General features: G+C 58.0%; 14 protein-coding genes. 7 read left to right on the top strand and 7 right to left on the bottom strand.

Annotated elements, in window-relative coordinates; all coding sequences use genetic code 11:
• Nucleotides 1–5: 5 nt before the first annotated feature.
• Nucleotides 6–842, top strand: coding sequence for a UDP-2,3-diacylglucosamine diphosphatase LpxI (lpxI, locus tag QEH54_RS07930; protein WP_309018118.1), 837 nt, complete (start codon nucleotides 6–8; stop codon nucleotides 840–842).
• A gap of 133 nt (nucleotides 843–975) precedes the next feature.
• Here the strand turns inward: lpxI and QEH54_RS07925 are convergent, their stop codons facing one another.
• The 3 genes from QEH54_RS07925 to QEH54_RS07915 form a co-directional block, all read right to left on the bottom strand.
• Complete coding sequence (locus tag QEH54_RS07925) at nucleotides 976–2,283, bottom strand: DUF2254 domain-containing protein (RefSeq protein WP_309018117.1); 1,308 nt, start codon at nucleotides 2,281–2,283, stop codon at nucleotides 976–978.
• Nucleotides 2,284–2,864: 581 nt separating this feature from the next.
• Entirely contained in the window at nucleotides 2,865–3,284 is a 420-nt protein-coding gene (gene arfB / locus QEH54_RS07920) for an alternative ribosome rescue aminoacyl-tRNA hydrolase ArfB (protein ID WP_309018116.1), read from the bottom strand.
• Between the two features lie 66 nt (nucleotides 3,285–3,350).
• Nucleotides 3,351–5,651 carry a hypothetical protein gene (locus QEH54_RS07915; RefSeq protein ID WP_309018115.1) on the bottom strand — a complete coding sequence of 767 codons (2,301 nt, stop codon included), beginning with the start codon at nucleotides 5,649–5,651 and terminating at the stop codon, nucleotides 3,351–3,353.
• A gap of 221 nt (nucleotides 5,652–5,872) precedes the next feature.
• Between QEH54_RS07915 and QEH54_RS07910 the strand changes: the two genes are divergently transcribed.
• From QEH54_RS07910 to QEH54_RS07900, 3 genes are all read left to right on the top strand, one after another.
• The gene (locus tag QEH54_RS07910) at nucleotides 5,873–6,637 is read left to right on the top strand and encodes a spermine synthase (protein WP_309018114.1); all 765 of its coding nucleotides are present in this window, start codon (nucleotides 5,873–5,875) and stop codon (nucleotides 6,635–6,637) included.
• A 411-nt stretch (nucleotides 6,638–7,048) separates the two neighbouring features.
• On the top strand, nucleotides 7,049–8,035 hold the full coding sequence (locus QEH54_RS07905; RefSeq protein WP_309018113.1) for an aldo/keto reductase: 987 nt from the start codon (nucleotides 7,049–7,051) through the stop codon (nucleotides 8,033–8,035).
• 566 nt (nucleotides 8,036–8,601) lie between these two features.
• Nucleotides 8,602–9,048, top strand: a complete 447-nt coding sequence (locus tag QEH54_RS07900) for a fasciclin domain-containing protein (protein WP_345785644.1) — start codon at nucleotides 8,602–8,604, stop codon at nucleotides 9,046–9,048.
• Nucleotides 9,049–9,126: 78 nt separating this feature from the next.
• Here QEH54_RS07900 and QEH54_RS07895 read toward each other — a convergent pair whose 3' ends face one another.
• Nucleotides 9,127–10,353 (bottom strand): MFS transporter, encoded by a 1,227-nt coding sequence (locus tag QEH54_RS07895; protein WP_309018111.1) that lies wholly within the window; start codon nucleotides 10,351–10,353, stop codon nucleotides 9,127–9,129.
• Between the two features lie 278 nt (nucleotides 10,354–10,631).
• Between QEH54_RS07895 and QEH54_RS07890 the strand changes: the two genes are divergently transcribed.
• On the top strand, nucleotides 10,632–11,258 hold the full coding sequence (locus QEH54_RS07890) for a sulfotransferase (protein WP_309018110.1): 627 nt from the start codon (nucleotides 10,632–10,634) through the stop codon (nucleotides 11,256–11,258).
• Between the two features lie 246 nt (nucleotides 11,259–11,504).
• Nucleotides 11,505–17,618: a hypothetical protein gene (locus tag QEH54_RS07885; protein WP_309018109.1), complete on the top strand. Its 6,114-nt coding sequence runs from the start codon at nucleotides 11,505–11,507 to the stop codon at nucleotides 17,616–17,618.
• Nucleotides 17,619–17,843: 225 nt separating this feature from the next.
• Here the strand turns inward: QEH54_RS07885 and QEH54_RS07880 are convergent, their stop codons facing one another.
• Complete coding sequence (locus QEH54_RS07880; protein WP_309018108.1) at nucleotides 17,844–19,385, bottom strand: alpha-L-arabinofuranosidase C-terminal domain-containing protein; 1,542 nt, start codon at nucleotides 19,383–19,385, stop codon at nucleotides 17,844–17,846.
• Between the two features lie 231 nt (nucleotides 19,386–19,616).
• On the opposite strand from QEH54_RS07880, the gene QEH54_RS07875 reads away from it, so the two are divergent.
• Nucleotides 19,617–20,396 carry an alpha/beta hydrolase-fold protein gene (locus tag QEH54_RS07875; protein WP_309018107.1) on the top strand — a complete coding sequence of 260 codons (780 nt, stop codon included), beginning with the start codon at nucleotides 19,617–19,619 and terminating at the stop codon, nucleotides 20,394–20,396.
• Nucleotides 20,397–20,586: 190 nt separating this feature from the next.
• On the opposite strand, the gene QEH54_RS07870 is transcribed toward QEH54_RS07875, so the two are convergent.
• Together QEH54_RS07870 and QEH54_RS07865 are read right to left on the bottom strand one after the other, a co-directional pair.
• Complete coding sequence (locus QEH54_RS07870) at nucleotides 20,587–22,683, bottom strand: TonB-dependent receptor (RefSeq protein WP_309018106.1); 2,097 nt, start codon at nucleotides 22,681–22,683, stop codon at nucleotides 20,587–20,589.
• Nucleotides 22,684–23,856, bottom strand: coding sequence for a PepSY-associated TM helix domain-containing protein (locus QEH54_RS07865; RefSeq protein WP_309018105.1), 1,173 nt, complete (start codon nucleotides 23,854–23,856; stop codon nucleotides 22,684–22,686).
• Nucleotides 23,857–23,864 lie beyond the last annotated feature (8 nt).

Here is a 23,864-nt window from a genome sequence, read left to right as displayed (position 1 = left end):
CTCCCATGTCCCAATTTCTCCCTCCAGACTTCGATCGTACCGCCACCGTCGGCCTCATCGCCGGGCGCGGCGTCTATCCTCGTCTCATCGCGGAGAAAGCCCTCGCCGCAGGCATCGACATGCGCCTCATCGCCTTCGAGGGTGAAGCCGCCCAAGAGACCATCGACGTCTTTCCGGAAGACAAACGCCAAATCATCAATGTCGGCAGAGTGGGTTCATGGCTCAAAGCCCTCCGCACCTTCGGCTGCAAATACACAATCGCCGCTGGGCAGGTGAAGCCGGGCAAACTCTTCCGCGATCTCAAGCCCGACTTCAAGGCCACCGCTTTGCTGGTCAAACTCAAGCGCAAGAACGCCCACACTATCTTCGGAGCCATCGCCAACGAGCTCGCCGCCAACGGCCAGACCGCTCTTGACGCCCGTTGCTTCCTCGACGATCAGATGGCGACGCCCGGACTCATGACCAAAGCGTATGAGAAAGTCGAGGACACCTACATTCAACACGGCATCGAGATCGCCACCGAGATGGCTCGTCTAGATATCGGACAGGGCGTCGTCGTGCGCAAAGGCACCGTGCTAGCCGTAGAAGCCTTCGAAGGCACCGACCCCATGCTCAAGCGAGCTGGTGGTTTCAAAGCCGATCAGCTGGTCTTCGTCAAAACCGTCAAACGCCAGCAGGACTACCGCTTCGATGTACCCGTTTTCGGACTACGCACTTTAGAGATCATGGCCGAGCACCGCATCGGCACCGCAGTGCTCAAAGCCGGCTCCGTCATCATGGTGGAAAAGGAAAAGATCCTCGCCACCGCCGCCAAAAAGAAGATCCAGCTCATCGGCTTCTGAGCCCTTTTCAATGGTTGCCGCGGCAAAACCTAATTTTCATACCCAGTCGCTATGCATTGGTAGGTCCAATCGAGGTACAAGTACTAGCTGGCCCGAGCCTTATCGAAGATGTATCCTGATTGGCTAGGCCTTTCTAGCTCGCTGAGTCTTCCAGGACCTTTCGGCAGCTTGCAATCGCCGTGTCGATATCCTCTCTGTCTCCTGCGGTTCTGGGATTCGCAGTAGACTTCTCTCGTTCGACGATCTGATCAAGTTGCTTTCGCAGATTCTTCTTTCGCTCGTCGCTTGGCTTCAATCCGGCGCCCAACCTTTCCAGAGAATTGGCAATGCGTATCAAGATCTCTGGATACGCAACGCCTGATTGACGAAGCTGATTGAAAGTATCGTCTACCAAGCCTTCGAAGGTCGAACGAGGACAATACACGCGCAGCTCTCCACTCTCATCCTCAATCTTTGACTTCGGCAAAGACTTGCCTGTCACTTGAAGCAGTGCGGCAGAGAGATAATCGATACAAACGATTGCCGTATTGGGATCGTTGATACCGGGGGATATCGCTCGAAGCGCGAGCTCCACCAATTGATCGATGAGAAATTCCAAATTTTGCTCAGGAGTGCGTTTGTCTCCCAAGAAAATGGCTTCAGAGATGGACTTAGAATACGACGAGTTTGTCTCCGCTCCATAGACCTTTGCGATCACCTCCCCCTTGGCCGCGAAATGTCCAGCACGTTTTAAAATCAGTATTCGGGCATCCTGTTCCTTGGCAACTGACGCCAGACCTTCTTGATCGATGGCTGTCAGATAGCCGGAACGACGGGCGCATATGGCGCTACATGGGCCGGTCCAATTCGGGGGCCGGGAATCCTCATCTTCTTCCTCGCGTTCCTGCAGTGTATCGATCTTGCGCTCCAACTCTCGATAAACAGAAGCCACGAGGGAGTCAGCTTGGATCGATGTAGCCACATGATGGATGTAGTGGACTATCAAACACACGCACACGCACGCCAAAAGAATCATCAAAGTAACCGAAGGGTGCGCCTTCCCCGCTTCCCAATTTTCATCCATCGCTGGCATGATCAAGATCCCGTAGATGAATGAGCCAATCAGCGCTCCTAGCGTAACCTGCGACGAACCGCTTCGCAGGAAGTTGCGCAAAAGCCGCGGACCGAATTGCGATGACGCCAAGGTCAGCGAGACAATAGTAATGGAAAAGGTAACACCCGCTACGGTTATCAGCGAACCCACGATCGCACCCACAATAGCGAGCGATGTCTCGCGACTGCTGCGATTGATAAGAGGTAGGTCCTCCCAATCACCTAGCCCGAGATCTTCCCAGTAGAGCATCCCGTAAGCCGTCCCCATGGCCAAGGCGATCGACACGGCAGGCATCAACCAAAGACTTTGGCTAACAGTTTCGAATAGGTTGCGAAGGTACGTTTTCATTTTCCCGAATCACAGGCATGCTGGCCCCAAACCCAATCACCAGCAAATAGCGTCAAACCGCAACCGATTAAACGCCGATTGCTCAAGAGACACGAAAATCCAGATAGCTCAGGTCACACCTGCAAAGACGAACCACAAATATGGTAATAAATGAACGCTTTTCGTACCATGAACTAAGGCGACCAAATAAGCGACCTTCCCATCGACTAGAGTTGTTCCAAAGCATGCGATCGATTAAGCGCCATTTTCACCGATCTCCGCGATTGTGAAACGTGCCTAGGGAAATCCACGAGACCACCCGCGTCGTCTGCTTGCTGGGCATCGGCAGTCCAGCCATGGGCCCTCGCCACCGCAGTTCTCGCGTTCAGGCAAGGTGCCCCCCCATCGACCTAGGAACAATGAGCCTTGGTTCATCCTGAGAAAGGACGAAGCAATACGCATCGCACAGGAAATTATCGATCTATGTATTAATCATATTGATACAGCAAACATCTACAAGGGAAGAAGATTACGAACGACTGGCCCGAACGGCGGGCTCGAAACCGTCACGTCGCCTCTCGATACCGCCGTTCTCTCGGCGGCTAGTCGTTCAAACCGGGTCGACCCCGAAGCCCCTTAGTCTTCGAGCGGATGGCCTTGCTTTTGAGTCGCCGTTTCTTCGCGCCCCGCGTAGGCTTGGTGGGCCTCCGCTTTTTCGGCACGACCAAGGCGCCAGCCACCAGCTCCCTCAGCCGCTCCAGCGCCGCCTCGCGATTCGCTTCCTGCGAGCGGGCCTCCTGCGATTTAATCACGACCACGCCGGCTTCTGTAATGCGATGGTCACTACGCGCCAGCAATCGCTGCTTCACTGGCTCTGGCAGCGACGAAGCGGAAATGTCGAAGAAGAGCTGAATCGCGGTCGCAACCTTGTTGACATTCTGTCCGCCTGAGCCCTGCGCCAGCGTTGCCTTGAACTCAATTTCACTGAGCGGAATTCCCACCCTCTCCGATATCCATAGCATTCAGATAGACCAGCGCCTTTCCGAGAGAATGGGAAGTCCAGACGCGCAATTCCCTAGAACCCCTTCCTATTCTGTCGGAAAGAAGCGTTCTACCACTGTCGAAAGTTGCATGTCGGTCAATCGATAGTCTTTCGGGGCGTGCTCGGCTGCAGGTACTAAAATCCACAGACTGGCTTCGGGGACCGCTACTCTGTATCTAGATTTTGGATCCACGTCGCTAGTAGATGGCTTGGGATAGAAACTCTGGCCCTTGCTCGCGAGCTTGCTTTGCATCTCCAGAAGCTCAACGCCATCGAGCTCCATTACGCCGATCGGCTCGTAGAAGAAACGGTTCGCGAAATCGCTGAGCCGCGTCACACCTCCTAAGACAGGCGATTCCGATGAGCCATCGACCATCGTTTCTCCCGCGAAGGAAAAATCGGTCGCCATCGCTACTCGCAACGCTTTCTCGATCTCGAGCTTAAAGTCGCGAGCGCTCTTGATACTGGCAGCTACGACCGGCTCAGTCTCGTTTCGCGGAAGCCACTGCCAGTCCGCGTCAAAACTGCGACCCGCTACAAGAGTTGCGTGTTCGACCTTGGAAATTAGGCAACCGAACCCTGGAGCGACCATTGAACCGAGTCCGCCGAAGACCGAAGTCATCTGGGAAGGCACGGGGGAGTCTGCCCGATAAAGACCGGGATCGTTCGAAGCCACCCAGTAGACCAGCTTCTGCGGCGACTCCGGATTGTAGTGCACAAGCCCAAGCCCCAATCCGTCCGCCGCATAGGTTTCGCCATCGGAAAACTCAATCTTCGTCTCCGAAATCGAAACCGGCAAACGGTCCGCTAAGCGGGCCACTACGCTGTTTTGGCGGGCTGTTCCGATAAGCACGAGATGGTGGTCGCGAATGTCCATGTCTGTGAGATCCACATCCTTGCGAATCACCAGGTCTCCATAGAGCAAGGCGCTATGGGCGATCTCATCCCAAGCGGCGCCATATTGCGGGCTGCTCCAGCGGGCGTCGCTGTTCTTCGCCGCCACTTTTGCCGCCGCCAGCATCGCCGTATTTTCTTTTTCACTACCTTGCGTGCCATAGACGATAAGCAGCGGCTCGCCGTTGTAGAGCAGGTTTGGTCCGCCGGGCGTATGGTCGCGAACCTCGGTCTCAGGGACCGTCGTATCCAGTTTCCAAGAACCTTCGTCCGCAGTCAGATAAACCGTGCGTGGCAAGGGAGCCTCCAGCTCGATCGGCACAGCGCCGTTGACGGAAACAGCTAGCCGACGCGTCGCATCGAACGGGGATTCGCCAATGCGCAGCTTCAAACGGGAAACGTTGTTCAGGGTGGCGTAGAGGCGATTGTCATCGCCTGCCTTGAGAACGAACGTCGCAGGTTTCGGCTCCTTGCCCCACTTCGCGATCTCAGCCCACCAGGAACGAGTCGCCACACCATCGAACGCCGTGTAGTCGAGATGCGTGACCGAACGGGAATCGGGACGCGTTTGCTCGCGAAACCACTTGGCAGCCCGTGCTCCGCCTTCTGCATAATCCCAAGAAGCGTGACCGTAACCCGTCGTTTCATCGAAGATCACCTCGCCGCCCTGCTCCCGCAAGCGCTCCAAAGGTCCGCGTGATTGAAGAATGGGTACAACAAAGTCATCGTCGCTGTGGATCGCGTAGATTGGCAAGGTTAGAAGGTTTCCATACGGCTTATCGCCCGCGAAGGCGCAAGTCGGGCGAGCGGACGCGAACAGGTGCGGATACCGGCTGCCAAGGCGAAGCGTTCCACTCCCGCCCATGCTCCCGCCGAGAATGTGAATCTGATCCGGGTCGACATTCCAAAAGGTCTGCACGTAATTGAGCACGCTCATCACATCCGCTTCGGAGAGCGCGACATAACCTCCGCCTCGCGAACGACCCAGAACCGAAACTTCGATGATCCCCTCAAGCTGGTCGCTACCGCTGTAGTGCTCCGAGTGGTTTCCGGCCAAACCGTGCATGTAAAGGGAAAGCGGCGTCGCGATCGACGGATCGTAATCCTGCGGGATGTTAATCATGAACGGCTGGCCGGAACCATCGACCTCCGACTCGTAAGCCCATTCCTGCACGCCGCGCAGATCGTCGATCACGTTCGGGTTCGTCTTGAGTGTCTGTATCCAAGATTCCAGACGTTCCCGCTTCGCCTCGGCTTGTGCCGCATCGACACCCTTTCTTTCTGCCACCACTGTCGCGTCGAATATCAGATACTTCAGCCACCCGCGATAAGGTCCCAAGTCTTCTTGCTCCAGCAAGGCCTCAGCGGACTCGACCAACGAAGCCTGCTGACCAGACACGCTGGATACGGAAACAACCAAAGAAAGCGAAAAACAGATGAGATAACGAATCATAGAAAACAAATACTGGGGTTTCGAAACGTCGGCGCCGACTTCCACATGCATGGACGGAGATCCACGCTTCCGCAAACCGATTCACTCCCTCCGAGTAACTAACCGCCTCCAACCTCCCCTCCCCACTGGCAGTCTCCTAGTCCGCTACTTCTCCATTTCCGATAAGCTCGTTCCTCGACAGCGCTTGCTTTCAGGTGCCAGTCCGTCTCTGCTGTCTCCCCATGAAGCCCAACATCACGCTCGCCGAAACCACCACCCCCAACGGGGCTCGCATGACGCTCGTCGAACACGACGGCAGCTTTTGCATTCGGGTAAACGGCCAGCAGCTCATGCACTCCAAGGTCGCCACCTCCGAGATCAAGCTGGGCAGCATCGCCTGCGAACGCCACGGAACCGAAGACCAGCAACCCAAGGTGCTGATCGGCGGACTCGGCCTCGGCTTTACCTTGAAAAGCGTACTCCAGTCAACTGGTCCCCGAGCCACTGTGCACGTGGTCGAACTCTTCCCCGAAATCGTCGAATGGAACCGCACCTTTATGGCCGGTCTCAACGGCGACGCCCTCGCAGACGAACGCGTCAAGGTGCTAACTGAAGATGTCTCCGACGTCATCTCCCGATCTGCAGAAACGCCCTACGACGCCATCGCCCTCGACATCGACAACAACACCACCGCCATGGTGAAGACGGAAAACCACAATCTCTACGGGAAAAACGGAATTCGCAAAATCTGGAACGCTCTCGCCCCTGGCGGTCGTGCCGCCATCTGGTTTGCCGCTCCCGACGCGACTATCGAACGCATGCTCAAAAAAGTCGGCTTCAAGGTACAAGCCATGCCGGCCAAAGTCTTCGGCTCCTCCCGCCGCGAAGCCTACATGATCTACGTCGCCGACAAACCGCTCGGCGCCGCGACGGACAAAGCAGAGAAAACGAAACATCCAGACGCGCCACCGGCACCGGCAACCAGAAATCCTGCTAACAGCCTCTAGCCGATCGAAGAAGATTTGGCTCGAAACATCTTCGCAACCCCAGTTCCCCCTAGCTCGCGCTTAGTTCGGGAAGCCCATGGCGGGATTGATCGCCCTTCACCTACCTGACCCAGTGGAGGATAAGAAAAGCCTCGCAGTCGCTACTCAACGACCAGCTTACTCAATGTGATATAGCATTGAAAATTGGATACGCCGAGGCGTTTTCCTTCAGCAAAGCGTTCAAGCGAATCACCGGCACCTCACCCAGCGCCGATCGCAAGGCAGAGCCGGGTTCCTGAAGCTCCACCATCGAAAAATAGGAGTTCCAGCTAATCGGCTCTTCGCGCCGTCAGCTCAGGTACAGCGACGAAGCTTAATTTGAAAGCGCAGCCTTTGCGTTGCGATTTTCGAAATCACGCCAATCATTCCTCTATGGAGTTGAGACGATTGGGATCGAGTGGAATGATGGTGTCCCCCATCTGCCTAGGAACAATGACCTTCGGTTCGCCTGTGGAGAAAGACGATGCGATACGCATCGTGCATGGAGCCATGGATTCGGGTATCAATTTCATTGATACAGCGAATGTGTACGAGGGATACAGTCGTTTCATGGGTTCGGCGGGCGGCGTATCCGAGGAGATTCTGGGAGCGGCGATCAAGGATAGGCGCGAGGAGGTTGTGCTCGCCACGAAATGCGGAGCTCCCAACGGAACGGGCACTCATGACATGGGACTCGCCCCAAAAACCATCCTGCGCGAGCTCGACCGTAGCCTGCAGCGCCTGCAAACCGACTATATCGACCTCTACCACGTGCATTGGCCCGATGCCCAGACTCCACTGGAGACGGTGCTCTCGGCCATGGAGACCGCCTATCGCCAAGGCAAGATCCGAGCCTTTGGCGTGTCCAACCACTTCGCCTGGCAGCTTTGCGAACTGCTCTGGATAGCGGATAAGCGCAATTGGCCGAAGGTCGTTGCCTCGCAAATCCCGTTCAGTCTGCTGCGACGCGACTACCAGAACGATTTGGAGTTCTGCGAAAAACACGACATCGGAGTGACGCCTTGGCAGGCCCTGCAGGGCGGGCTGCTCACCGGCAAATACCGCCGCGGACACTCCGCCCCCGCCGGCTCTCGTATGGCGGATAGCAGCTGGCTAGCCGAACCTGGCGAAGAGATCTACGATAAGATCGAAGCCACGGAAGAACTAGCAAAGGAGTCCGGCCTGAGCATGACGCAGTATGCCCTTGCCTGGGCTTTGACCCAGCCCGCAATGACGTCGTTGATCGTCGGAGCGAAGAGCCTAGGTCAGGTTGAGGAAGCGGTGAAGGGAGCTTCGGCTACCCTGAGCGATGAAATCTTGCAACGACAGGACGCACTTACTCCGCCCCCGCCCAACAACGCGCCCGTTTTCAATCGATAACAAACAAAGTCACGGTTCCTCAAGGCAACCAATACGAGTCGCCGTATCCATCATTCAAACACATCGATTTCGGGCTTCGCATCCTTGCTCTGCGCTGACGCGTTCACTGTTGCTGCTGGCATCTCCAGCTAGCGTAATTCGATAAAGGCAAAAGCCGGCCGACCGACCAAGCGAGCTCCGGCGTGCTCGTGAACTGTCAACGCTGTCTGGTGGTCCAAGTGGAAGACCCCAAAAAATCCTCCCCGCTTGCCAAGCGATAAGAAAAGCGACCTCCGCAAAGCGATTTCGATGCGGCACGCTGCGACAATCCAGCATTCGGCAACTCCCTCCACTGGAGCACAATAAGACCTAGGGCTGGCTTTTTGAACCATCCTTGAAGCGCGTAAAGACCTCTATTCATGTCCATCATTTACCCAATCAACGCGAATCGTTCTTCGTATTTCAGCACAACCGAGTTCAATGTCTGTTCACGGTGCCATCAGAAAACCAATCGGAGGAAAAACATGCTATTCAACAAAACGCTTAAACTCTTCATCGCTACCCTCACCAGTCTCGTCGTCCTCGGCATGGCCCAGGCTGGGGATTACAAAACCAAGAAGGACATCGTGGATGTCGCAGCGTCCAACGAGGATTTTTCGACCCTAGTTGCCGCCGTGAAGGCTGCGGGCCTAGTGGATGTTCTAAAGGGGGAAGGACCTTTCACCGTCTTCGCGCCAACCAACGAAGCCTTCGCCGCATTGCCCGAGGGCACGCTGGAGTCTCTTCTCAAGCCGGAAAACAAGGACAAGCTCACAGCCATCCTGACCTACCACGTCGTACCCGCAAAGGTCATGGCTAAGGACGTTTCCTCCGGCATGGTTGAAACCGCCCAAGGCTCGAAGCTCACCATCTCCGTCAAGTACGGCAAGGTCAAGGTGGACGGAGCCAATGTCGTCGCCACTGACGTGAAAGCTAGCAACGGAATCATCCACGTCATCGACAAAGTCATACTCCCGAACGAGCAAGACAGCTAAGAGACGCGAACATACGTTTTGCAAAGCCGAGCCGCAGCGCTCGGCTTTTCTGTATCGTCAGCTCGAAGACACCGGATCTTACGTTTCCACAGCCACTTTCGCGGGCATGACCTGATCGGCTTCGCGCACGGTGCGCGACATGGCGAAGGCCAGCAAACTGACGCCGACCCCCAACCATCCGAGCCAGTGGTAGCCGATCAAGCGTCCCGTGGCATCGGCGGATACGATCCAACCGCCCGCCGTCGAGGCGAAACCGGAGGCGATGTCCCGAGCGCAGCCGCTCAAGCTCATGAAGGCCCCACGCCGCGTCGGTGAAACCGCCAGCGTCATGATCGCTTGGCCCGGCACGAAACGACCGCTGGCGAACACGAAGAAGCTCGCCGCGATGATCAGAATGAGCCATATCGGCATCGGCCCGCCATTTGAGATAGTCAGCGTGATCACGCTCGCCACCGCCACCAGGAAACCAAGCACGCGAACCCGGCCGAAGCGATCAGCGAGCTTCCCAATGCGGGGCGCGGTGAAAACCGTCAGAACGCCCCCGATCAGATAAACCAAAAAGACTCTGCTTTCCGGCAGGCCCATGTTTGCCACGAAGTACTGAGCCATGAGCGGAATGATCACGAAATGGCCGAAAACGAGCGCCGCGTAGAAAAGCAGGGCCTTGCCCGCATTGGCGTCCCGCAGCAAAGCGAGGAAGGATGCGGCCCGCTTTTTCGGATCGGCTTCAAGATGACCGCTCACAGATGGCAAACCGAAAAACGCGACCAGCCACATGACGGTCGCCAAGCTCGCGAGCATCAAAAAGGGGGCTTCCCATGCGAAGGCATGAGCGATGTAAAGCCCAGTTGGCACCCCCAACGCAGAGGCGATTGAAAACGCAGTCATCACCAGTCCCACCGCGGCGGCCCGTCGTTGCGGTGGCACCACGTCGCCAACGATGGAAAGCACCAGAGCAGTCGCCACCCCTCCAAAGCCGCCGCTAATCATGCGGCCCATCATCAAAGCGCTGGCATCTTGAGCCAACCCGCAAACAAGCGTACCGACCGTAAAGCCTGCGTACACCACCAACAAAGCCGTGCGCCGATCGAAGCGATCGATAAACGGAGCAGTCAAAAGTCCCACCACCCCAGAACTGACCGCGTAAGCCGCCACGATCGCGCTGAACTTGCTCGGTCCGATGCCAAGCTCACGCACCAGTTGCGGCCCCAATGGCATCAGGATCATGAAGTCCATTATGTGGGTGAATTGTACGGCTGCCAGCAGCAGCAAAAGCGGTTTTTCCGCAAGCGTTCGTTTTCGCATAGGAGGAGTTCCTGACACTCACCCACGTCAGAGCGAGCGACGGAGACAACACAACGAACGCCACCCGGTTTCAACTGCTATCGTTTGAGTGAAAACCCGCGGCCCCAGCAGAAGGCGATCGTCCGCTCACGGCGCAAAGCGAAACGAGATCCCCAAGCGACGACAGATCGGCCCCGAACGCCCTCTCGTTTCGGCGAATAGAGTTTGCCTATTAGTTTTCCTAACCCCACCATCCAGTCCCGCTTATCCCGATCCAATCCACAACAATCCTTGCCTGAATGAAACTGAACGTCATCGGCGTGGGAGTCGGACGCACCGGCACCTATTCGCTCAAACTCGCCCTGCAAGCGCTCGACTACGGACCGTGCTACCACATGGAGGAAGTCGCGCGGGACCTGCCCAATCACCTTCCCTTGTGGCAGTCCGCGCTCGCCGGCTCGCCCAATTGGACCTCCCTCTACGCTGGATACGGCAGCGCCGTCGACTGGCCCACCGCAGGCTTCTACGAAGAGCTCTATGCCGTTTATCCTGACGCGAAATTCGTTCTCACCACTCGCAGTCCCGAGAGCTGGAGCGCTAGCTTTGCCAGCACCATCAACACCTTGATCGACGGAAAGGAAAACGCCCCGCCAGCCATGTGGGAATGGCTCGACATGGCTTGCGCCGTCATCGAACGCACCGGGTTCACCATCGGCTCCACCTCCGAACGATTCGAGCAAGACTTCGCCGCTCACAACGAGCGGGTCAAAGCCGCCATACCCGAGTCGCAGCTGCTCGTCTTCGAGGTCGCCCAAGGCTGGGACCCCCTTTGCGCCTTCCTAGGCCGCGACGTTCCCGTCAGCCCCTTCCCTCGCAGCAACAACCGCGAGGAGTTCTGGGAGCTCGTCAAGGGAGCCGGCGCCTAGAGCGCAATCGCACTGGATTCGACAAGCGAAAGCTGGAGATTTCCACGCACTGCCGCCTGCCTGCACCCACACGCTGGCGAGTCTGACAAATCTGAACCGTCCGCTCCGCCCCTGGCCCTACGCCCTTGGCTTCTCGCCAGCGGAAAGCCGCTCCTTGTTGGACAGGGAGAAGAGAGCGATGACCGGCTCTAGCTCGCGATTGACTTTCGCAATGCATGCAATCATTTTCCGCGGGCTCCCAAACTTATGCACCCTAGCATTATTCTGTCCGTGTTGATCGGACTCTGTCTCTGCTCGAAGGGATTCGCAGCTCCTTCCAACAACGACGCCCTCACCGCATTGGACCTCTCTCCGTCAAGCGGTTTCAGCATCGCCGATACGGCGGCCCTGGCGATCGACGCCGACTCGATTCGCGGCGCCAACAGCTTGGCCCTGACCCGCACCGCCGAGAAGCCCAGCGGTTCGGTCTCCTACACCCTCAGCAAAACGATCGATCGCGATGCCGTGGTCAGCTTTTCCTTGAAGGGCCGAAACCTCGACTACAACTACACGATCAAGCCGAAGATCGACGGCAGCAGTCTGGATATTCAAGTCATCGACGTTTCGGGATCGGCCTGGCAGACGGTGATCGTCCCTGTCTCCGCGCCTTCGCAGCGCACGTTTTCCATCGAGTTTCAGATTTTCAGCGAAGCCGCGCTGAACGCCGCTCTCCTCATCGACGACTTCAAGCTGAGCTACGGGCGACAAGTTAGAAAAGAAACCGCAGATGGCGGAACCCTATCCCTTTCACCCGACAAGCGCGCCTACGCCCCGACGGAACGCGTGACCATCGAGGCTCTGCCCGATTCTGGCTACCGCGTAAATTCGCTGGCGCTGCGAACCCTTTCCGGCTCCGCCCCGGAACGCTCCTACATCACTTCGAAAACCGGAAAACTGAGCGTGCTGCTGCACGGCCATTCGGTCGCGAGCGCCATCTTCGACGCTCAACTCGACATGCAAGGCGGCAAGGCGTGGTCCCTCGAAGCGCCGAGCCCCTACGACCAACCCAATGCGCAGCCGGAAGACTTCGTCATGGAAGCGCAGGCGGAAGGCCTTTCCCGCCCCGGCGTTCTCTCCTTCGAGGTAGTTCCCTCCATGTCGGGCAATTTGGAGTTCTCCTCGATGCAAGGCCTGACCAATCACCTGGAGACAATCTACGTCACCGCCGATGGCGACACGCCCCATACCGTCCACCTCGCCTTCGAAACCCCTCCTCAAGTGGTCAACTGGATTCTTCATCCGACTCGCGACGGCTATGGATCTCGGGCGAACATGCGTATCCATAATCTCAGGTACGTCACTGAAGCGCAGGCCTTCGCTTCGACGATCGGCGAAGGATCCGTTTCCATGGCTCATTCCGTTCCTGCATCCGACGGGTCGGTCACAGCGACGCTGAACGCCTTCGCCGCCCCCGGCTGGCAATTCATCGGCTGGCGGTCGCGCCAAACGGGAGGCTTCATCTCGCATGACGCCACCTTCTCTCCAACCCTAACCCACGCCCAGTCGTTCTACGCCGTGTTCGGAGAGCGGTTCGATTGGGAGGGAAAGTCCTTCCTCTTCGCCCACGGAGGCTCCGCCCAGATCTCGGTCGGGAACGACCAAAGCGGCACCATCACCTTCTCCATCCTCGATACCCAAAACGTCTCCAGCTTCGAGCGCCTGCCGATCGAGGCCTACGCTTTGGATCTTCCAGCGGGACAGGTTCTGGGCTCGACCGAGGGCTTTACGGGGGAAGGGAAACGAAGCTCCAAATTCCCACGCTTCTTCAAGCTCGCTAGCGACTACCAAGGCGGCCGTTTCTCTCCCTCGACCTACACCTTCACCTTCGTTCCGATCGACGAGATTGAAGTCGGCCTGCAGCTGGTCGCGCCCGCCGGCGCCGTCGCCGCGCCCGCCGGACCCTACGCCTACGGCAGCGCGATCCCGCTTAGCATCTCGCTTTCGAAGCGCCAAGGATTCGAGCAGTGGAAGGGCGACGTCCATTCCCTATCCTACGACATCGAGCCAATCGCGAACGGCAACCTCACCCTCGCTGCCTACTACCGGACGCCAGCAATATTCGAGTCGCCCATTCCGCTGAGCTGGTCCTCTCCGTATTCGTTTTCCAAAGACAACGGATTGCTAACCACCAACCTGAGCGATCGATTCGCCTCCGCCATCAACGGCGAGGCGCAAGGTCCTTGCACCTTGATATTTCGTCTGGTGGACACCTCCTCAAGCTCGATATCGGTCATGGTAGACGCCGCAGGGGAGAGCGCTGAAGCGTCTACGTTCTTCGACAACATGGTGCGAGTGAGGCTTGCTCAAGCGGGTCCCTTCCGGGTCTCCTTTCGTTCGAAGTCTGGCGTCGGCGCCATGAAGCTCGAATTTCTCGGCGTCCACCAAACCATCAACGCCACGCAGACCGCTCATGGCGGACGGGTGGTGGCGAGATCGGGCTTTCCCTTCGAAGCCAAGGTGGGCGAAGTTCTCGACATCAAAGTCGAAGTCGACGACCGCTATACCTTCCTCGGCTGGGAAGACCCTGACCTCAGCGGATCGTCCCTTTCGCTTCCCGTCACCCTCTACCAAAACATCGACCTGAAGCCGAAGTTCATCTTCGACCTAGGCATCTCTGGTCTGGAATTGCCATTGAGCAACTTCGAGGACTGGCACTTCAATCCGGTTTTCAACCGTTTCGAAACCATCGACGACAAGCTGGTCAACGACCCGGAAACGCTTGACGTAATACTGCAGGGGCCTGGCGTCCTGGAACTGACCGTCCTCGATTCCCTCTCCGCAGAGGTGTATCGAGAAGGCGACTACATCGAACCGCGCATTTCTTTCGGTCAGCAGGCTTACACCTACATTCACGAATACCTTATCCCAGATGGAACGACCCGACTGAGCATCGACGTCAGCCGTAAAAACGAATCAAGCTACGCGGACCCCATTCCCCTGCCAGCGATGAGCTACACCAAGGGTTTCGCGGTGCGGCCTACATCGAGCATGCTGGGAAGCTACAGCGTCTCGGGTTCGTCGCCTAAAAACGTTTTCGCCAAGGGCCAGTCCGTGACGCTCACCGCGGACGCGACCACGGGAAATCAGTTTCTATCCTGGACTGGCGACGCCAGCGGCGCCAATCGGACCACAACGGTAGTGATGAACCAGCATCGCCTGGTCGCTCCACGCTACCGACCGACCGCGAGTCTCCTCCCCACCACCTACACCGTCGGCCAAGGCTCGAATGCGCTCGCAACCACGGACGAGTACAGCCCATCCTTCCAGATCAAGGGTTCTGCCTCCCCGAGCGTATTCACCTTCTCCATACCCGCGGACCACGAGTTTCGTTTCGATCTGGATGGCGATTTCACCGGAACCGCCAAGTGGACGGTGGACGGTCGAAGCCCTCAGCTCGTCTATGCGGGTTCCACCATCGCCCTCGCCCCGTCCACGACCGCGCGATCCGCCAAGCTGGAAGTTCAGATCGATGCGAACTCAAGCGAAAGCCTCTCGATCGTCAACGCCCTGACCCGCAATCGGTTCTCCCTTACCGGCGACTTCGGCCTGCAAACCGAGAACGTGCTGGTCACGCCAGCCAAGGAGGACTACGCCTGGGGCGAAAAAGTAACCATCTCGCTGGCGTCATCGGTACCGCAAAGCTCGGTATTCAGCAACTTGGTCACCTCCTCCTTCGACCACTCGCAAACGAAGTGGGAGAGCTCGGATTTCGTGCGCCAATATCAAGTGACGATCAAGGGCGATACCTTCGTCACCGGAAACGTCGGCCCATCCTTCGTCCGCTCCAAGGGCTTGCTCACCACCATTCCCAGCAGCGCCAATCGTCCATCCAACGAGCTCGACCCTACGGGGGCTACGAGCAAGGCCTTGGATCCGGACTCCATCGTGCGCATCGAAACGGCGGGCGACAAGTTCGTCACCTTCTACCTCTACCTCCCAGAGGGCGACTATGCGCTCTTCGAAACGCTGTCGCCAGGCGTGCCTATCCCGGTCGAAGGGCTCGGCGAGTGGATGCGAGTCGGGCTCCCCGTCCCGGTCGGCCAGACCTTTATCTCCTTCACGATCGCGGACGGTGGCGTTCTTTACGAAACGAGCCGAATCTCTTCGATCAAAACGATATCCGGGTACGCGGCTCCTTTCATATCCTTCGGACCGGGTCAGATTCAGATCGAGCCCGTCAACGGCGTCGTTTCTCAAAGCGGGAGCGTGACCCTCAAGGCGGTCCCCGATTCCCCCGAAGCGTTTCACGTTTGGCTCACTCCGGAGGAGACCTACGAACTCTCCATCACGGAGTCGGTGAATACTCCGCTACCAGCGATCGGCTTCTTCGGCCTACCGGAGGAAGAGGAAGCGGGACTGCCCTTCGGTCTGACCGCCACAGGCGAAGTGCCTCAATTCGACCCCCCGAGCGAACTCGATACAAACGGTCGCATCCTGCTGAAGAAAGGCCCCATCACCTTCACCAAACAGGTGCAAGGACCCGCCGTGCTCATGGTCGATGCCTATCTGCAATTCGAAGCGAACGTCGAGGTCCGGATCGGAAACGAGAGCTATCTCGTCGCCCACCCCAGACACAACCAGTCCACCCCCTCCTATTTCACGATCCCAGCTGGAACGAAAACCGTGGAATTGATCTACAGCGCTACCGATGATCGCTGGGAAAGCGTCATAAACGACGTGCAATTGATAAACGGATACACGCTATCCGCCACAGCTCAGAACGCTGCAGTCACGCTGTACCCGGAGAAGCCCTACTACACCAGAGGAGAGCAGGTGACGCTTTTCGCCCGCCCCTTCGACGGGTTTTCGTTTCAGCAGTGGACTGGCGACGCCTCGAGCGCCCAGAACCCGCTGACCTTGACCATCAGTCAACACACCGAGGTGAGCGCGTTGGTCTCCGCGTCATCAGTTTCTGGTTACACTGGTAGCGAGTGGACACTGCTTCATCAGATCGACGATCGCTACACCTACACCACCGTCGTCGAAGGACCTGGCAGTCTCGCTCTTCCATTCGATACCAATCTCGATCGAAACCCCGAACTCAGAATCAACGGCCGACTGCAGAAGATGACCCAAACCTCCAGCGGGCATTCCTATTTTCTCGTTCCAGCAGGCAAGCAGCGCCTGCACCTTTCTCAGTCAACTCGACTGCAAGCAGCTCCGGTCGCCTACGTGCCGGGTCTGAAGGTAGACCTGACGGTGCAAAGCGACTACCACAAGCTCTCGATCGCGCCAGAAAAGCAGTCCTATAAAGCAGGCGATCAGATCACCGTGGACTGGGGCGAAAAGGCGGAGGTCTACGATCTCGACGCTCCGGTATTCATCGATACGTTCGGCGCAGCCGCGACGCTGCCTCTCACCTTCACCGTGAGCGATCACCTCGTCGGACAAGTCTTCCCGCTCGAGCGGGGGCCTGTCGAGGAAATGCAGAAGAGCGATCTCTTCTACATCTTCGACTACGAAAACGATCTTACGGTGACACGCGGTTCCGAATTGTCGCAAGGCATGGACCTGACCCTTGTCAATTCGGCCATCCATCTCGACCTCGACCAAGGCGGCGTATTGAGTTTTGGATACCGAAGGGAATGGGACTTCAAACCGTTCCCTGGAGAGGTGAGAATCAACGGGCAGATCATCGAAACCCTCTGGGACGGAAATGACTACTCCCTCAACATTCCATCCTCCGGCGGACTCGTCTCAATCGTTTCCACCTCGATCAACTACTACTGGATCGGAACCGTCCACCTCGACAACTTGACCTTCACGCCCGAGAAACAAAGCGATGCCTTCAAGCTCAAGCTGGAGGCCGCCGTCCCACTGAGGTCCTTCGCTCGAGGCACGCAGTTCACCAGCAGTGGCGACCTAGACGGCGACGGCGTGCAAAACCAGCGGGAGCTTCTTCTAGGCACAAATCCAGGCGTATTCGATTTTCGGATATGGGCGATCGAGAGCGATCTCAGCGATTCGGAACTGCTCGCAGCTTTCAAGCAGCGTTTTATGGACCAGCCCGCCTCGGGTCCCGGTCCCCAATCGATCGTGAAATTGCGAGGCGAGCTGCCCGAACATGAACCGCGATTCGACTCGGCCAGCGCCCTGTCTCTCATGGCATACCTTCCTAGCCGCACCTCGATCGCGTCGCTCGCTCTGCAAATCGGAAAAAAGGACGATCAAACCGGCGGCGTCGATTGGAGCACCTACTCCCTGGAGGCCTTGACGCCCGGCGCCGTCGATGTCGCAGGGCAGGCCCGTCTGGCCCGAATCAGTTTCCAGCAGCTCCCCTCGGATCCCGCCCTGATACGGCTGGTCCTCAGCGATCGATAGAGCCAGTTTTCCGCTTGAACCGCGCCGCCAGGATGCGCGCTGCGAGCTCAGCCAAGTTAACTCCCCGTGCATCCCCTGCTCCGCACGCATCGGTCGCGGCATCGAGTCCCCAAAAAAGGCCGAGCTCCATGGCTCGGCCTTTCAAACAGAATTCTCCTCCGCAAGCGGCGGGGCGCCGTATCCGAAACGAATCTATTCGGACCGGCATTCGTCGCCTCGCTTTTCCTAGAGGGCTAGAGTCACTAGCGACTTGGCTGGCATCTCGACGATCAGCTTGCCGCCCTTGATCTTGGCTCCCTTGAACTTCTCGGGCACGAGGGCTTCGGGGGCTTCGAAAGTGTTTCGAGCGTTCATCTCGTCAGCAGTGAGGATCTTGGCCCAGCGGACCTTCTTGCCCTTCAAGCCGTCCATCGAGATCTCGATGGTGCGCGCCTGGTGCGGGTCGATGTTGGTCAGGCTGATGTGGACCTGGCCTTCGTCGTTGATCGACGCCGTGGCGCTGATCGCGGGCAGCGGGTCGCCTTCCTCGCCTTCGTACATATATTCGCCGCGATCCAGCTCGAAGGGCAAGGCCTTGGCCTCGCGATGCGGCTTGTAGAGGTCGAACACATGGTAAGTCGGCGTCAGCAGCATTTGCTCGCCGTCGGTGAGGATCATGGCCTGCAGCACGTTGATGGTCTGGGCGATGTTGGCCATCTTCACGCGGTCCAGATGCTGGTGGAAAATGTCGAGCGTGACCGAGGCCGTCAGGGCGTCGCGCAGGGTGTTTTGCTGGTAGAGAAAGCCTGGAGTTGAGCCTTCCTCCTGCTCGTGCCAGGTGCCCCACTCTCCCACGATGAGCCAAACGCGTTTCTCCGGATCGTGCTCATCCATGATGGCCTTATGGTTGGTGATGAGCTCGTCCATCCACATGGCGCGGCGCATCAGGCGATACCAGCCGCTCTCATCGAAATTGACTGCCTGCCCCTTGTGGGTCTGCCAAGTGCCGTCGATGGTGTAAACGTGCAGGTCTAGGCCGTCGATCATGTGACCGGCTCGCTCCATGACCACCTCGGTCCAGTTGTAGTCGGCCTCCGCAGGGCCAGTGGCGATGCGGAAAGGTTTTACGTCTCCATAGCCGTGCAGAAAAGTCGCGAAGCGTCGATAGAGATCCGCATAGTACTCGGGGCGCATGTGTCCGCCGCAGCCCCAGCTTTCGTTGCCTACGCCCCAGTACTTCACATTCCAAGGATCCTCGCGGCCGTTTTCTCGGCGCAGCTTGGCCATAGGGCTCTCGCCCGGATGATTGATGTACTGCCACCAATTCGCCATGTCCTCGACCGTGCCGCTGCCGACATTGCCGACCACGATGGGCTCGGCCTCCAGCTCGGCCACTAGATCCATGAACTCGTGCGTGCCCACGGAATTATCTTCGGTGACGCCACCCCAGAGATTGTTCACCACCGTGGGACGCTGATCCTTGCGGCCGATGCCGTGCTCCCAGAAATAGTAATCGGCAAAGCAACCGCCCGGCCATCGCAGATTTGGCACGCCGAGCTCCTTCATGGCGGCGACCACGTCGTCGCGAATAATGTACTCGCCAGAAGCATCCTTTTTCCAAAAGCCGTCGTAGATTCCGCGGCCAAGATGCTCCGCGAAATGGCCGTAGATATGCTCACTGATGTGACCGTTGTCGCCGGCAGCATCGATAGTGAGCTCATGTACTGGTTCTGCAACTACAAGGGATGATGCAGCTGCGAAAATGAGAGGGGTTAAGACGTATTTCATCGGTCAAGCAGACAATACGGTTTTGCGGACGATTGCAACGCCTATGCGGGCGCGTACAATCAAACAGTAAACAAGTCTCTCCCGCTGCCCAGAGGCCAAGAACCCAAGTCGTGGCATCGAAACTGCTCACCGGATCTTATGTCGAAACAGCTTCGCCTCCTCGCCCGTTCACGCTCCCTCCTCCAGCATCTGCTCTGCCTGGCGAGCGCGTTACTCCTCGTTTCGCCTCTTATGGGAGACGTTTCCACCAGCGAACTTCCTGTGCTCACTGGCACGCAAGTCACCGTCCTCTCTTCCGAATCGGTTGGGGACGACTTCACGCTCTACGTGCGGGTCCCGCCTGAGGCAGCAGCGAATCCAGACGCAACCTACCCTGTGATCTACGCTCTCGACGGAGATCATACCTTCCCCATGATGTGCTCCATCGTCACCGAGCTCGGCTGGTCGGGAGCCGTGCCCCCATCCATCGTAGTGGGAATTGGATACGGCACGCTCGATCTGGAGAACGGAAACCACCGCAGTCGAGACCTGAGCCCCCAGCCCTACGGAAACGAGCCGCAGTCCGGCGGTGGTCCGAAGTTTCATCAATTTCTGCTCACCGAGGCCATTCCCTTCATCGAAGAACGCTACCCTGCGGACCCCGAAAAACGCTACCTCTTCGGCCACTCTCTCGGCGGACTCTTCGCCCTCTACACGTATTCGAAAAGCGGTGACGATTTTCAAGGCATCGTCGCCGGCAGCCCCTTTCTCGCCGGACAGCTCGACCTGCTCTCGGATACCGCGAGCGGCGCCGATGCTCGCGTTTGTCGCCTCTTCATTGTCACAGGCGACGAGGAAGACGCTGTCTATTTCCTCAACGACTTGAAGCCGCTCGAAGCGAAACTCTCTGGCGGTTGGGCAAAACCCGGCTCATTTGAAATCAAAGTGCTGCCCGGCTTCGACCATTTCACCATGGTGGCGCCATCGATCAGCATGGGCTTGAAGTCCGTATTCGCCCAATCAAAACAGTAGCAACGTTTCGTTGACAACTAGCTAGGGGTAGCTCTCGCCGATGGTGGAGCGAGACCTCCGGGGCCGCTTTCGAGCCGATAAAAAAGACGCCCCGCAAATGCCGGACGTCCTGAAAAGTCGCGAACGAATCTCCGCGAAAACGGGAAGGCGGGCCCGGAGGTCCCGCCCCACCTGTCGAATACGACGCGCTCTAGAACTCGAAGGAATACTTGGCCGTCAGCGTTCTGCCCCGCCCCGCGAAGTAGCGGCTATCGTTTCCTACCGTCTGCGAATAGTAGGTGATGTATTGCTTATCGAATACATTTTCCAATCCGACCTTAAGAGCCCCCTCTCCCAGCTCGTAAGATAGCAGCAGATCGAAGAGCGTATAGCCACTGAAGCCCCTGCTGTCGCTGTCGAAGTAGTTGGACGCTTGAAAACGGGTTCGCAAACCCTCGCCCCACACTCGATTCCAATAGAGGTTGAGGCGAGCCGGCGGGATGTTAGCTCCGTTCAAACGTGTATCCACTTCGCCATCACCATCCGTATCCGACTTGCCGTCTACCCAAGCGAATACGCCGCCGATGCTGGAACGGGCATCCAGGTCGCGCTCGAGTTCGGCCTCCGCGCCCCAGATTTCCGTCTTCTCGCGACGAACAAGATAGATGCCGTCCTCGTTCGCTTGCAGGCGACTACCAAGGTCCGAGGTCGACCAGTAGCCACTGAGCGAGGCTTTCCAGTTCTCCGACGACCAGCGAGCGCCCAGCTCGTAGTTGTCCGTCACTACAGGCTCTAGATCGAGAAAGTCATCCACGTCCTGCCCGGGCTCGTTGATTCCGCGCAGCACACGCCCCACATCCGCCATGCCGAATCCTTGGGTGTAGCTTGCGAAAACCGTCAAGGCATCCGTCGCCCGGTAGGTAGTTCCGAGGTTGAACAGCCATTCGTCGAAGTCCGGGCTGCCTCCCGCGACCTCTTGGCTTCCATAGGACTCCAGCGTAGTGAAATCGCCCACGTCGAGCTTCGCGTTCTCGAAGCGTACTCCCGTAGTCACTACAAAGTCGCCAACCAAGCGATCGAGCTGAAGGTACGGCGCCCAGCTTTCGTAGGTCGTTTCCGGTACCCATTGACGGTTGGTCTGCACCAGAACCTGCTGCGTAGTGTCTTCGAAGAAATCGATGCCCGTGACCAGACCGAGGTTCAAATACTCGTCCAGATCGCGCACGAAGGTGACCTTCGCCCCCTTCTTTTCGGACTGGTTTTCCGACTGGTCGAATATCAGCTCACCCTCGTAGATGAAGGTCCCATAGGTGCCACCGCCGTAGGTCGCGGCGAAGTCGTTGGCGAAGAGATCGACCGACAGCTTCCCGCCGCCGATCGCGTTGTGACGATAGCTAGCGGACAGGGTTGTCACATCGTTCTGCGTCGCTTTGCCGATGGTTTCTCCTTCGATTGAAGTCGTCGGTACGCCCGCCTCGCGATCGCCGGCCACCTGCACGTACTCCAGATCCTGCTTCATCTCGAAGGTGTTAACCATGAAACGAAGCTCCTGGTCCTCATCGAGCTGGTAGGTGAGTTTTCCATACAAGTCCAAGGCGCTAGAGTTCATGGTGTCGCCTTGGACGTTGTCGATGCCGACCAAGTTTCCGTCGCCATCGTAGGACATGGGCCGCCACTCGTAAGTCACGCCGCCCACAAGACCGAGGTCCCCTTGGCGATAGCCAAGCCCATAGGCTGAACGATAGCCGACCCCGTCCGAGGAAAACTGATCGCTGGAGCTGAGGCCGAACTCCGCCCATTGGTTCAAACCGTCCACCGCAGGAGCGCGCTTGGTCACGTAGTTGATGATCCCGCCAGTCGCCCCCATGCCCTGAGCCGCGGAGGCCCCATGCACCAGCTCGATGCGCTCGATCATCGCGGGATCGATAGTGTAGCCATCGCGACTGCCATCGCGTAACGGATTTGACTGGGGCACACCGTCGATCATGAAAAGCGGATTGCGACCGCGAAAGGTTTCACCCGCACCCGTCATCTTGCCTCGGCTCGGCGAATAGCTAGGCGCCATTTGCGAAAGAGCCGAAATGAGGTCGCTGGAGATCGACAACTGATCTTGTAACGACTGTTCGGATACGATCGAAACGCTTTGCGGGATCGAGCTGATCTGCTTTTCCACCCGCGTGGCAGTGGTCACGGTGTAGGGATCCAGTTCGTAGGCGGCGCCCAGATCCTGCTGAGCCCAAGCCGAAGCAGCGAGCATGACCGCGCTCGTGGCGGTCAAAGCGTGTTTGTTGAGTTTCAGTGTATTCATCTATTTTGCAGTTCTAAGTTCAGACGCTCGACGCTTTCGCCTTCGAGCAAGGTAGAGATAGAGTCCCGTTCCGAAAAAGAAGGGCATGGTGAGGGCGCCCAGAAAGGCGACGGTCTGGCCGAAGACGCCTGCGATGCGCCCCGTATGCAGCGGATAGGCCCAGCGCACCAGCTGCTCGCCGGAGCTGAACGCCTCCCAAGGATGCTGCTCGATAACGTATCCAGTTTTCGGATCCAGAAACAGTTTCGAACGCATAGCGAAGGAGACCGCAGCCTCCGGGCTCCATTCGAAGCGCGCTGGCTGGCTCGGACTGGTCGGCAGCATCAAGCGCATGGCGGTTTGCTGCGGCACCTTGGTAAGACAATTCTCCCAGATTCGATCCAAATCCACGGCTGCATCTCCCTCGCCGCTCGCCTGCAAGGTGGGATAAGCGGGAAACTGGGGCGGACCTCCGAGCTGCTTCAAGAAGGCCGAATACGTGTCGAAGCTCCACACCATCCCCGTCAGCGGCATCAACAGCAGCCACGGCGTTCCCCAAGCTCCGACGATGCGGTGCAGAAAACGCCAACGAACCGAGGGATGCCTGGAGCGACTTTCCGACCTCGCAGGAATCCAGACGCGCTTAGCGTCCCGCCACCGACGCACCCCGATAAACAGGCCGCTAATCGTCAAGACCAGCAAGGCAGCCGATGCTCCGCCCACGATCTTCGTGCCCGCCTCGCCCATGGTCAAGGTGCGGTGAATGTCCAGGACGCCATGAAAGAACACCCGCGCCGCCTCCGCCCGCGGCAGGCGCTGGCCCGTGCTCGGATCAAGCATGAAGTCTAGACGCTCTCCCTGCTCCGTTCGCCAGATCACCCAAACAGGGGCCTGATCGTCCTCCGGCCACCGATACGCCGTGGCCGCGCCGTCCACTCCCCACGACCAAACGGTCTCGTTCAACTCCCGAGGGCTGAGGACCGACGCCGGAGTCCAGGCCTCAATCTTCTCGCTCCACCAAGCCCTCAACTGCGGCTCGTAGGCATACAAGGCCCCCGTGATGGCGATCACGCTCAACAGAGCGCCGCCCACCAGGCCGAGATAAAGATGCAGTTTTATGAGAATGAGTCGCAAGATCGTTAGCGATAGGAACACCAGCCCAAAGGTCAAGTTGCTTTTGAGACTCGTTTTCATCTTTAAGC

It is taken from the genome of Pelagicoccus sp. SDUM812003, assembly GCF_031127815.1.
Lineage (GTDB): Bacteria > Verrucomicrobiota > Verrucomicrobiia > Opitutales > Opitutaceae > Pelagicoccus.
The sequence above is the reverse complement of the archived record's forward strand: the minus strand, read 5'-3'. Positions and strand labels throughout refer to the sequence as shown.